Genomic DNA, 11,683 nt, shown 5'->3' with positions numbered 1-11,683 from the left:
CGCGGCCGCCGCGAGCGCGACGCTCCGCCTCGTCGGGGTCGATGCGCTCGCGGACCGCGGCGACGACCGCGTCGAGGTCCGAGTTCGTCATGCCCGCTGGTTTCCCGCGGGCGGGCGAAAGCGTGACGGTGCTCCCCCGACCGCGTCAGGCGGTGGCATCCGCCAGCCGTCGGGTAAAAACGAAAGCCCTATCAAGAAACATCGAATACGAGAGAGTGCAGACGAAAGCCGCCGTAGCTCAGTTGGTAGAGCACCTCGCTGTTAACGAGGTTGTCCCAGGTTCGAGTCCTGGCGGTGGCGCTTCTCCGTTTCTCACGCCGGTGAGCGGTTCGTCTCCGACTCGCCGGCGGCGGCTTCTGATAAGACATAAGAGGGACGACGGGAAAGAATCGACCGAGGGCCCTTAGCTCAGTCTGGTCAGAGCGCTCGGCTCATAACCGGGTGGTCATGGGTTCGAACCCCATAGGGCCCATACGTTCTCCACACGGAATCGAGCCCACAGCGCATCGTCCGATTCTGTACGATACCGCCCCTGTCCCGACTGTTCGAAACACGAGTGTTCCACTCGGTAGACGTGAGTCGAACAACTCTCTTGACGGGCCCCGCCGCCGCCCCCCAGTCTGTAGAGCCGACGGCAGCGGCCGGGCGACTACCTGCGAACCCCGTTCTGGCCGCGCTCCAGCGCCGCCCGTCTTCGACCGGAGTAACGAACCGGTAGTGAGCCGCGTAAATCGACACTCACGAAACGTCGCGCCAACCACTCAAAAAATACATAACTGATATGGTATATCATGACTATTTCCCGCCGACGAGTAGATTCGTCGCCCCGAGCCGTGTGTCCTTCTCACACACGCCATTCGTCGTTTTAGAAGTAATCAGCCAAGTTCAGCAAACGATGTTTTAGGCCACACGAAAAATTGTTTGTTCTCGGATAAGTATTAAGTGGCCTCAGCCCCAACTACTGATTGTAATGAGCACGCAGAAGTCAGTCCTCAAGGAAGCAGGTAGCGTCGGCGACAACCCCGTTCGGCTCGACACCGAGAAGGCCGAACAGATAATCGAAGCGTTGAACACCGACCTCGCAGACGCGTACGTCCTCTACCACCAACTCCACAAGCACCACTGGAACGTCGAGGGCGCCGAGCACCTCCGCATCCACGAGTTCCTCCAAGAGGCCTACGAGGAAGTCGAGGAGGCAGCGGACGAAATCGCAGAACGCCTCCAGTCCATCGGCGGCGTCCCCCACGCCAGCATGCCGGCGCTGAGCGAGGCGGCAACCGTCGAGCCCGAGGACGAGGACGTCTACGACATCCGCACGTCGCTCTCGAACGACCTCGAGATGTACGGCGACATCATCGAGAGCTACCGCGAACACATCGAACTCGCCGCGGGTCTCGGCGACCACGCGACGGCGCACATGCTCCGCGAGCAACTCATCGAAATCGAAGAACACGCCCACGTCATCGACCACTACCTCGAAGACGACACGCTCGTCCAGTAAGCACCGCCGCCGACGCGTCGGAGGACGACGCCCCCGTTCCGACGTTCGACGCCTTTTGCCGAGCTGCCAGCGCCGTTCAGCGACTGCGCTCGTCAGGTCCACACTCCGCGCAACCGGGTCGAACGGAGTTACTGCGTCACGTCGACGGTCACGTCGCTCGAAATCCAGCCGTCGCTGTTGCCCGACTCCATGAACACCGATTTCCCCGGACCGCCCTTGCAGACGGATATTTCGGGGGAGTCGGGTCGGTCCGGTTCCGACGCGGATTCAGCGTTCGACTGCGTACCAGCGGCCATTACGAGGGTTTAGGGAAACCTAAAACAAAAAGGGTGCGGTTCCGCGGCGGTATTTGCGTGGCATTTGTTGACAGTCATCCTCGTGCCGAGTTTACCGCGACGCGTTCAACTCGCGGGGCTGTCGGGAGAGGGTTGCGACGCCGATTCGGCCGCCTCGGTCGCTTCGCCGCGGTTGTTGCCCCCACGGAGCAGCGTCGCCGCGAGCCGTTCGGCAACCGTCGGGCTGACGTTTCCGACCAGTTGCATCGCCTCGTCCTCGTGGTCGTCGACGCCGAGTACGTCCCGACAGAACCGCGAGAGAATGCGGTAGGTGTCGTAGAGTTCTTCGGCGACGTCGCGGCCCTCGTCAGTGAGTGTCGCGCCCTCGTAGGGCTCGTAGCGAACGAGTCCCTTCGCGTCGAGGTTCTGGAGGCGCTCCGTCGCAGCGGGCGGTGAGCGGTCGAGCGCGTCGGCGACGTAGCCCGGCGAAATCGGCGTCTCCTCGCCGTCCTCCCGCTCGGCGATGTACAGTGTGAGGAGGTACTGCGGCGCGCCGATCATACGCGGCGGACGAGGTGGTCGCGAACGGCCCGCTGACAATCCACGCAGATGCCCACCAGGCGGGCCGCGGCCGTCAAGACCGGATAGTCGGTCGCGCGGTCCTCGTAGAGATACTCAGCGAGAAACCGGTGGTCGATTTCGACCGACGCGGTGTGGCGGGTCGCCCCGTCGAGATGCCGCTGTCGCTCGTGAACGAGTCGGTCACACGCTTCCCGGTGGTCAGCGAGCGTCTCGTGACGCCGCCGGAGAGCGTCGAATCCCAGTTCCGAAAGCGGCGTCGCGTCCGCCCGCCCCAGCCAGTTCTCGCACTCGTCCAGCACGGCGAGCGCCGCTCGGAGTGACCGTTCCTCGGCGTCGAGCGCCCGGCACATCCCGTCGAGGCCCCGTTGCCGGTCCGTCGCCGCCGACACGACCGCCTCCTTGACCGCCGGTGTAAAGCGGCTCCCGGCGTCCGGGGAGAGCACCGTCGCGACCTCCGGGCCGAACTCCTCGCGAATCGTCACCGCGAGCGGCTCGGACCCGTTAACGTCGGAGACGCTGTGAGGCCGTATCGTCTCCGCGAACAGCTCACGGACCCGCTGTCGCCCCGGCCCAGCGCCGGCGTCTCGTCGCGTCGCCGTCGGCACTGGCGCGGTCCCGCACGCGGTCGCTCGGGCCGTCCCTGCCGGCGGGCGGTCCGACTGCGCGGCGAGCTTTCGAACGCGCCGTTCGAACTGCTCGACTGCCCGCCGCTTCGCCAGCACCTGTTCGCGCTCGCGTTCGACGCGGTTCAGCGCGTCCCTGACGCTCGCGGTGCGCTCAGTGTTCATCTCAGTCTCCCTGCGAGGGTGCCGTCGCCGCGGTTGCCTCGGAATCCGCTCTGGTCATACTATTTAGGCCAACCTAAAACAACATAGTGTCTTCGGTTTTTAGGCCATCCTAAATGTGAGTGACACGGGAGTGCCCATGCGTCGAACGTCAGTCGGTCACTCGTCGGTCGCGTCCGGGCGTTTCCCCTCCGGGACGCCCCAGCCGAGTTCGGTGAGCGACGCCACACAGACCGCCGCGACCACGACGTGCATCAGCATCAGTACGAGGATGCCCGGAACCGTCGCCCCGGGGTCGACGTACAGGAGTCCGAGGTCGGGTGCGAAAGACGCCACGAGCACCGCGACGGCGACCCTGAAGAACGTCCGGTCCGCGTCCGCGACGCGGCCCGCGAGCAGCCCGTAGACGAACGTCGCCGCGACCGCACCGGTGGCCGAGAGGAACACGACCGGCGGGTACGAAAGCGGTGCGAACGGTTCGACGAGCCCCGTTTCGAGGACGAGCGTCAAGAGGAGCGCGTTCGCGACGGTTGCGACCGCCGCGGTCGCCGCTCCGCGACGCATGAGGTCCGTCCACGTCGGGCGGACCGCGGGTGTCACGGTTGCCATGCCATCACATAGCACTCCGTGGCTGATGAATCTACGCGTCTTCGGCGGTTCGTGATTCTCGGTGAGTCCGACGCGTGGGTCGGAGGCGGCCGGCCGCCGGTCCGACTCAGTCCCCTAACTCAGTTCTCGGTCAGGAGCCGACGGAGCACGTAGTGGAGGATACCGCCGTTTTCGACGTACGTCACCGCGGCGGGCGTGCCGACCTGCGCGGTCACGTCGAACTCGATTTCGGTCCCGTCGTCCGTCGTGGCGACCACGGTCAGTTCGTCGTTGACTTCGAGGCCGTCGTCGAGGCCGCGGATGTCGAACTGCTCGGAGCCGTCGAGGCCGAGCGACTCCCACGAGTCGCCGTCTTCGAACTGGAGCGGGAGGACGCCCATGCCGACGAGGTTGTCGCGGTAGATGCGCTCGTAGCTCTCGGCGATGGTCGCGCGGACGCCGAGGAGGTCCGTGCCCTTGGCCGCCCAGTCGCGGCTCGAACCGGTCCCGAACTCGACGCCCGAGAGGACGACGAGCGGGGTCTCCTCCTCGCGGTAGCGCTGGCTGGCCTCGAAGACGGTCGTCTCCTCGCCCGTCGGGTGGTGAATCGTGTAGCCGCCCTCCACGTCGTCGAGCATCTGGTTCTCGATGCGGACGTTGGCGAACGTCCCGCGCATCATCACCTCGTGGTTGCCGCGGCGGGAGCCGTAGGTGTTGAAGTCAACGGGATCGACGCCGTGGTCCATGAGCCACTGGCCGGCCGGCAGCTTCGACCCGAACGGACCGGCGGGGCTGATGTGGTCGGTCGTCACCGTGTCGCCGAGCGTCAGGAGACAGCGGGCGTCCTCGATGTCGGAGACGCCGGGTTTCTCCAGCGGGAAGTCCGTGAAGAACGGCGGCTCGCGGATGTAGGTCGACTCGTCGTCCCAGTCGTACACGTCGCCGGTCGGCGCTTCGAGCGCCTCCCAGCGCTCGTCGCCCTCGAACACCTCGGCGTACTTCTCGCGGAACATCGACGGATCGACGCTGTCGTGAATCGTTTCTCGAACCTCGTCGGCGTCCGGCCAGATGTCGGCGAGGTAGACGGCGTTGCCGTCGTCGTCGGTGCCGAGCGGGTCGGTTTCGAGGTCGATGTCCATCCGCCCGGCGAGGCCGTAAGCGACGACGAGCGGCGGGCTTGCGAGGTAGTTCGCGCGAATCTTCGGGTGGATGCGCGCCTCGAAGTTGCGGTTGCCGCTGAGGACGCTCGTCGTCCACAGGCCGTGTTCGTCGATGGCGTTCTCGATGGGTTCGGGCAGCGGCCCGGCATTGCCGATGCAGGTCGTACAGCCGTAGCCGACCACGTCGTAGCCGAGCGCTTCGAGGTGCGGGAGCAGGTCTGCCTTCTTCAGGTACTCCGTGACGACGCGGCTGCCCGGCGCGAGGCTCGTTTTGACGTAGTCGGGCACGTCGAGCCCCTTCTCCAGCGCGTTGCGCGCGAGGAGCCCCGCGGCGACCATGACCGAGGGGTTCGAGGTGTTCGTACAGGACGTGATGGCGCTGACGACGACGCTCCCGTGGCCGATTTCGACCGTCTCGCCGCCGAGGTCGACTTCGACGCGCTTGGTCAACTCGCCGAGGTCGGGTTCCTCGGGGGCCGCCTCGGGCGTCTCCGTCAGCGCCCCGCCGTCGCCGGCGAGTTCGCCGTCGTCGCCCACTCCGCCCCCGCCCTCGCCGAGCCAGCGGACGATGGCCTCCTCGTCCACGTCGTCGACGGCGTCTTCGAACTCGCCGTAGAGGAGGTTCCGGAAGTGCGTCTTCATGTCGCCCATGGCGACGCGGTCCTGCGGGCGCTTCGGCCCGGCGAGACTCGGCTCGACGGAGGAGAGGTCGACGTCGACCGTCTCCGTGTACTCGGGGTGTTGCTCGCCGAAGAGGCCCTGCGATTCGAGGTACTCGCGGACGAGTTCGATGTGTTCGGACTCGCGGCCCGTGAGTTCGAGGTAGTCCAGCGTCGCCTCGTCGACCGGGAAGACGCTGATGGTCGACCCCTGTTCGGGGGCCATGTTGGAGATGGTCGCCCGGTCGGGGACCGAGAGGTTCCCCACGCCGGGGCCGAAGAACTCGACGAACCGATCGACGACGCCGACCTCGCGGAGCTGTTCGGTGACGTGCAACACGAGGTCGGTCGCGGTCGCGCCCTCCGGCAGTTCGCCGTCGAGTCTGACGCCGACGACCTCGGGGAGTTTCATCGTGATGGGTTGGCCGAGCATCGCGGCCTCGGCCTCGATGCCGCCGACGCCCCAGCCGACGACGCCGATGCCGCCGATCATCGGCGTGTGGCTGTCGGTGCCGACGAGCGTGTCGGGGAGGAGCCAGCGGTCGCCGCGCCACTCGCGGTCGTGGACGACGCGCCCGAGGTGTTCGAGGTTCACCTGGTGGACGATGCCCGTCCCCGGCGGGACGACGCTGAAGTTGTCGAAGGCGTTCTGCGCCCACTTGAGCGCCTTGTAGCGCTCGGCGTTGCGCTCGTACTCCAACTCGACGTTCTTCTCGTAGGCGTCGGGCGAGCCGAAGAAATCGACCTGCACGCTGTGGTCGATGACGAGGTCACACGGCACCTCCGGCTCGACGATTCTCGGGTCCTCCCCGGCGCGGTCGGCCGCGGAGCGAAGCGCCGCGAGGTCGACGACCGCGGGCACGCCCGTCAGGTCCTGTAGCACCACGCGAGACGGCGTGAACGGGACTTCGACGTTCGGCACGTCCGGCTCCCACGAAGCGGCGTTTCGCACGTCTCTTCGGTGACGATGTCGCCGTCGACGTTTCGCAGCACCGACTCCAGGAGGATTCGGATGCTCACCGGCAGTCGGTCGAGTTCGCAGAGGCCCTGTTCTTCTAAGACGGTCAGGTCCGCCATCTTGTACGTGGTTCCGTCGTGTTCGAACTCACGGACGGCGTCCAGCGTGTCTCCATCGCTCATGGTCGACCGATAGGGTCTCCGCGGGCTTGAATGCGGGACTCGTTCTCACACGGTCGGAATCGGGGCGAACGGTGCTCCAGAGCGGCGATGGCCGGGACCTCAGGGTTTATCCCCCGACTCACGGGGGTCTGGGGCGGGACTTCCCCAGTTCGCCCGCGACGATGACGCCGCCGTGTTCGAGAAGCGAGTACGAACAGTCCCAGCAGCAGTACCGCAGGTCGTGGCCGCGGGCGACGACCACGTCGGCGCGCTCGCCGCAGCGATAACAGGTTCGGTGGTCCGCCGGATGGATGACGCGCATCGGCTTCGAATTACTCCTCGGGGACGCCCGCGACCCCGACGAACTCGTTGACCTCGTCTTGGACGTACCGGCGGACGCGCTCGCAGTAGTCCCACAGGAGGTCGTTGAACTGCTCGCGCTCCGGTTCGGTCAGGCTCTCACCGCCCCGCGACCACGACGATGGGATCTCCGGGTGGCGAGTGCAGACGACCGAAATCGGGTGATTCTTCGGGTGCCCCATGACGACGGCGTACTCGTCTGTCCCCCAGAGCCCGTCACCGCCGTCGCCCGCGAGCTCCGCGTCCACCTCGTCGAGAAGCTGTCGCTCCTCGGTGGTGACGGCGGCGGCGTCGCCGGCGAACAGCTCGCGGTAGGCTCGGTCGCGGGCCGTGTAGGTCCACCCGTCGAGTCGCTCGCGCGCCTGTCGGAGGAGTCGTCTGTCAGCTTCCATGAGTATCCAAAGGGGCGCCGAGGTCATAGGCGTACGCCCGCCTCGTCCGAGCGACCGGAGCGCGAACCGTACGGTTCGCCCCCGCCGCTCGACCCGCCGCCGTCGGCCGCTGTTGCTGACGAAACATCTATTGAACTCACGGCTCTCGAACGAGTATGTCCACCCCCGACGACAGCACCGGGAACGGCGGTGACGACCCCATCTCCGTCCTCTACGTCGGCCGGGACCCGGAGTTCGTCGCCCTCGTCGCGACGGCGCTCGAACGCGAGTCCGACCGGCTCGACGTCCGGGGCGAGACCGCCGTCATCGACGGTATCTCTGTCGTCGAGGACGACGGCGTCGACTGCGTCGTCTCGGAGTACCACCTCCGGGATGGCGACGGCCTCGACCTCCTCACCGCCGTTCGCGCCCGCTCGTCCGACCTGCCGTTCATCCTCTACACCGCCCACGGCGACGAGGCGGTGGCGAGCCGCGCGATTTCGCTCGGCGTCAGCGACTACGTCCGGCGGACCGCCGGCGACGAGGACTTCCATCTCCTCGCGAGCCGCGTGTTCAACGCGGTGTCGCAGCACCGCGTCCAAGAGCGACTCACCGAGTCCGACGCGCACCTCGAGACCGTCTACGGCCGCGTCACCGACGGCATCTTCGCGTTAGACGATGACTGGGCCGTCAGCTACTGGAACGACGCCATGGCCGAGCGCACCGGCGTTCCGGCCGCGGAGACCCTCAACCGGGACTTCCGCGAGCTCTTTCCCGAGGTCGGCTCCGAGATTCACGGGGCGCTCGAAGCCGCGATGGCGTCGGGAGCCACGACCCGACTCGACACCCGACTCGACGCCTTCGACGTTCGCGTCTCGGCGCGAATCTATCCCGACGACAGCGGGGTGAGCGTCTTCATCCGCGAGGTCGCCTCCGATTCCGCAGCCGCGGCGGACAGACCCGATACCGACGCTGCAAGTCCCGACGCCGGGGGAGTCGCGGACCAGAGCGACTGCGGGGCCGGACCGAACGCGGGGACGCGTCTCCCGGGCAGAGACGCCGCCGAGCGCGAGCGGCTCGAACGGGCGCTTCGCGACCTCCAGTCGGTCGCCCGCGAACTCCTCCGCGTCGAGACGAGCGAGGCGGTCGCGGCCGTCGCCGTCGACGCCGTCCGCGACGTGGTCGGCTGGCCCATCTCGGGCGTGTGGTTTCACGACCCCGACGACGACGCGCTCGTCCCGGTCGCGCAGTCCGACGCCGCCCGGCAGGTGTTCGGCGAGTCGCCCACCCTTCACCGAGACGGCGAGGAGACGCTCATCTGGGAGGCGTTCGACGCCAACGAGGTGCGGGTGTACGAGCGAACTGTCGACGGGTCGGAGGTGCAGCACCCCGACTCGTCCATCGAGTCGGAGGTCCACGTCCCGCTCGGCGAGTACGGCATCCTCCTCACCGGCGACACCCGTCGGGGGTCGTTCACCGATGTCGACGTCGAGCTCCTCCAACTGCTCGCGTCAACCGTCTCGTCGGCCATCGAGCGGGCGAAGCGCGAACAGACGCTCCGCGACCGCGAGGCCGAACTCGCGGCGGCGAACGAGCGCCTCGATGAGTTCGTCTCCGTGGTGGCACACGACCTCAGAAACCCGCTTTCGGTCGCCAAGGGCTACCTCGAAATCGCGGCCGACACCGGCGACCCGGAGCACTTCGAAAAGATAGAGACGGCGCTCGAACGGATGAACGCGCTCATCAGCGACCTGCTCACGCTCGCCCGACAGGGCTCGCCGGTCACGGAGTTCGAGGCGGTCGACCTCCGGTCGAAGGTCACCCACGCGTGGAGCTTCGTCGCCACCGAGGACGCCCGCCTCGAACCGCTCGACCTCGGCGTGGTCCGCGCCGACACGGGCAGGCTGCTCCAACTGTTCGAGAACCTGTTTCGCAACGCTGTAGAACATGGTTCCACAGGCAACCGGACTGTGTCCGGTGACGCCGTCGAGCACGGCGGCGCGGCCACGACCGTGACCGTCGGCCGACTCGCCGACGACGCGGGCTTCTACGTCGAAGACGACGGCGACGGCATCCCCGAGTCGCTCCGCGAGCGGGTGTTCGAACACGGGTACACGACCGACCGAAGCGGGACGGGGTTCGGGTTGGCTATCGTCGAAAACATCGCCGAAGCCCACGGCTGGTCGGTCACGCTTACCGACGGCACCGACGGCGGCGCGCGCTTCGAGTTCCGCGGCGTCGAGTGGGTCGACCCCCACGGCGCCGAGTGACGGCAGTCACTCCCGCGCCGCGGTCAGTTTCTCTCTGAGCCGGTCGGCGTCGACGCGGAACTTGAACGCCGGCCGGCCGTCGACGTAGACGTAGGGGACCCGCTCTCCGTACTTCTCGCGGAGTTCCTCGTCGGTGTCGACGTTCACGAGGTCGATATCGACCGGGACGTCCGCCTCGTCTGCGACCTCGCGGACGGTCGCCTCGGCCTCGTCGCAGAGGTGACACTCCGTGCGCGTGTAGACGACGATGGGGACGGGGTCGCTCATCGTCCCACGTCGTCGCCGCGACCTGTTGAGTCTTCTCGTCGGCGACGTGTCATAGAGAGGGAATCGATACGCGATTCCGGAAAGTAATTGGATTCATTGACATGTGTATGGGTAGATATGTAGTTATTTGTTGATTTGGGCCACCTACTGCTTCGAATCTTAATTTTAAACTAAGTATGTTAATATTCGACTGTTGATAATATGTCGAAGAATTTCTAACTCGGTGTCGAATATGTAATGAATAAGGACAATTTATGACAGTCGATACTGACGCACCTGGGGCGGACGGTCGAAACCGGTTCGTCTACGTGACGGCCGCGCTCGCCGCCCTTAACGGACTCCTGTTCGGCTTCGATACGGGCATCATCTCCGGCGCGTTCCTCTACATCAGAGACGCGTTCACGATGACGCCGCTGGTCGAGGGCATCGTCGTCAGCGGCGCGCTGGCCGGTGCGGCACTCGGGGCGGCCCTCGGCGGCTACCTCGCCGACCGATGGGGTCGCCGCCAACTCATCCTGGTCAGCGCCGGGGTCTTCTTCGTCGGCTCGCTAGTGATGGCTATCGCGCCGACCGTCGAGGTGCTCGTCATCGGGCGACTCATCGACGGCGTCGCCATCGGTTTCGCCTCCATCGTCGGGCCGCTGTATCTCTCCGAAATCGCACCACCGAAGATTCGCGGCTCGCTCGTCTCGCTGAACCAACTCGCGGTCACGGTCGGCATCCTCTCGTCGTACTTCGTCAACTACGCCTTCGCCGACGGCGGCCAGTGGCGATGGATGCTTGGCACCGGCATGGTTCCCGCCGTTATCCTCGCGGCAGGGATGGTGTTCATGCCCGAGAGCCCGCGCTGGCTGGTCGAACACGACCGAGAGTCGAAGGCCCGAGAGGTGCTCTCTCGGACCCGTACCGACGACCAGATCCGGGCCGAACTCGCCGAGATTAACGAGACTATCGAGACGGAGGACGGCGGCCTGCTCGACCTCCTTGAACCGTGGATGCGGCCGGCGCTCGTCGTCGGCGTCGGCCTCGCCGTCCTCCAGCAGGTCACCGGTATCAACACGGTCATCTACTACGCACCGACGATTCTCGAATCGACCGGCTTCGAGTCTTCGGCGTCCATCCTCGCCACGGTCGGCATCGGCGTCGTCAACGTCGTCATGACCGTCGTCGCGGTCGTCCTCATCGACCGCAAGGGCCGTCGCCCGCTCCTCTCGGTCGGCCTCGCGGGGATGACGCTCACGCTCGTCGCGCTCGGCGCGGCGTTCTACCTGCCGGGCTTTTCGGGGTTCATCGGTACGGTCGCTACCGGGAGCCTCATGCTCTACGTGGCGTTCTTCGCTATCGGCCTCGGCCCGGTGTTCTGGCTCCTCATCTCTGAGATTTACCCGTTGAAGGTTCGCGGGACCGCAATGGGCGTCGTCACGGTGTTCAACTGGGTGGCGAATCTCGCGGTGTCGCTCGCGTTCCCCGTCATGGTCGCCGAAATCACGACCGCGGGGACGTTCTGGGTGTTCGCGGGGCTGAGCGCCGTCGCGCTCGCGTTCACTTATCGGTTCGTCCCCGAGACGAAAGGGCGGTCGCTGGAGGCTATCGAGTCGGACCTTCGCGAGAACATGCTCGGCGGTCCGTCGGACGGGTCGTCGACCGGCGTCGTCGGAGACGACGACTGACTGGCCCCGACCGCGCGACCCGGTTTTTTTGGCGCGATGGCCGGCGCGCCGCAGCCCGAACTCACTCCTCAATGAC

The 11,683-nt window shown here is 66.4% G+C and carries 10 protein-coding genes, 2 tRNA genes and 1 pseudogene; 5 read left to right on the top strand and 8 right to left on the bottom strand.

Annotated elements, in window-relative coordinates; genetic code table 11:
• Window positions 1-227 precede the first annotated feature (227 nt).
• The 3 genes from NKF06_RS03655 (at window position 228) to dpsA (ending at window position 1,501) form a co-directional block, all read left to right on the top strand.
• Window positions 228-300 (top strand) — tRNA-Asn (locus tag NKF06_RS03655).
• Window positions 301-397: 97 nt separating this feature from the next.
• Window positions 398-472: transfer RNA gene (locus tag NKF06_RS03650), tRNA-Ile, on the top strand.
• 498 nt (window positions 473-970) lie between these two features.
• Window positions 971-1,501 carry a DNA starvation/stationary phase protection protein DpsA gene (gene dpsA, locus NKF06_RS03645; RefSeq protein WP_004065235.1) on the top strand — a complete coding sequence of 177 codons (531 nt, stop codon included), beginning with the start codon at window positions 971-973 and terminating at the stop codon, window positions 1,499-1,501.
• A gap of 128 nt (window positions 1,502-1,629) precedes the next feature.
• On the opposite strand, the gene NKF06_RS03640 is transcribed toward dpsA, so the two are convergent.
• The 7 genes and pseudogenes from NKF06_RS03640 to NKF06_RS03610 form a co-directional block, all read right to left on the bottom strand.
• Entirely contained in the window at window positions 1,630-1,797 is a 168-nt protein-coding gene (locus tag NKF06_RS03640) for a hypothetical protein (protein ID WP_172795764.1), read from the bottom strand.
• A 105-nt stretch (window positions 1,798-1,902) separates the two neighbouring features.
• The gene (locus tag NKF06_RS03635) at window positions 1,903-2,337 is read right to left on the bottom strand and encodes a metal-dependent transcriptional regulator (protein WP_253244551.1); all 435 of its coding nucleotides are present in this window, start codon (window positions 2,335-2,337) and stop codon (window positions 1,903-1,905) included.
• Window positions 2,334-3,146 (bottom strand): hypothetical protein, encoded by an 813-nt coding sequence (locus NKF06_RS03630; protein WP_253244550.1) that lies wholly within the window; start codon window positions 3,144-3,146, stop codon window positions 2,334-2,336. The genes NKF06_RS03635 and NKF06_RS03630 overlap by 4 nt, the downstream gene beginning before the upstream one ends.
• Window positions 3,147-3,302: 156 nt before the next feature.
• Window positions 3,303-3,752 (bottom strand): DUF6069 family protein, encoded by a 450-nt coding sequence (locus NKF06_RS03625; protein WP_253244549.1) that lies wholly within the window; start codon window positions 3,750-3,752, stop codon window positions 3,303-3,305.
• A 119-nt stretch (window positions 3,753-3,871) separates the two neighbouring features.
• Window positions 3,872-6,690, bottom strand: a pseudogene (locus tag NKF06_RS03620) (aconitate hydratase).
• 118 nt (window positions 6,691-6,808) lie between these two features.
• Window positions 6,809-6,991 (bottom strand): hypothetical protein, encoded by a 183-nt coding sequence (locus NKF06_RS03615; RefSeq protein ID WP_058826602.1) that lies wholly within the window; start codon window positions 6,989-6,991, stop codon window positions 6,809-6,811.
• Window positions 6,992-7,001: 10 nt separating this feature from the next.
• Window positions 7,002-7,421: a hypothetical protein gene (locus NKF06_RS03610; protein ID WP_058826601.1), complete on the bottom strand. Its 420-nt coding sequence runs from the start codon at window positions 7,419-7,421 to the stop codon at window positions 7,002-7,004.
• A 155-nt stretch (window positions 7,422-7,576) separates the two neighbouring features.
• On the opposite strand from NKF06_RS03610, the gene NKF06_RS03605 reads away from it, so the two are divergent.
• Window positions 7,577-9,670 carry an ATP-binding protein gene (locus tag NKF06_RS03605; protein ID WP_253244548.1) on the top strand — a complete coding sequence of 698 codons (2,094 nt, stop codon included), beginning with the start codon at window positions 7,577-7,579 and terminating at the stop codon, window positions 9,668-9,670.
• Window positions 9,671-9,676: 6 nt separating this feature from the next.
• On the opposite strand, the gene NKF06_RS03600 is transcribed toward NKF06_RS03605, so the two are convergent.
• Window positions 9,677-9,937 (bottom strand): glutaredoxin family protein, encoded by a 261-nt coding sequence (locus tag NKF06_RS03600; protein ID WP_253244547.1) that lies wholly within the window; start codon window positions 9,935-9,937, stop codon window positions 9,677-9,679.
• Between the two features lie 254 nt (window positions 9,938-10,191).
• Here NKF06_RS03600 and NKF06_RS03595 point away from each other — a divergent pair, with 254 nt between their 5' ends.
• On the top strand, window positions 10,192-11,607 hold the full coding sequence (locus NKF06_RS03595) for a sugar porter family MFS transporter (protein WP_253244546.1): 1,416 nt from the start codon (window positions 10,192-10,194) through the stop codon (window positions 11,605-11,607).
• The last annotated feature ends 76 nt before the right edge of the window (window positions 11,608-11,683 follow it).

It is taken from the genome of Haloferax sp. AB510 (assembly GCF_024136985.1).
Lineage (GTDB): Archaea > Halobacteriota > Halobacteria > Halobacteriales > Haloferacaceae > Haloferax.
This window is presented reverse-complemented; position numbering and strand designations above follow the sequence as displayed.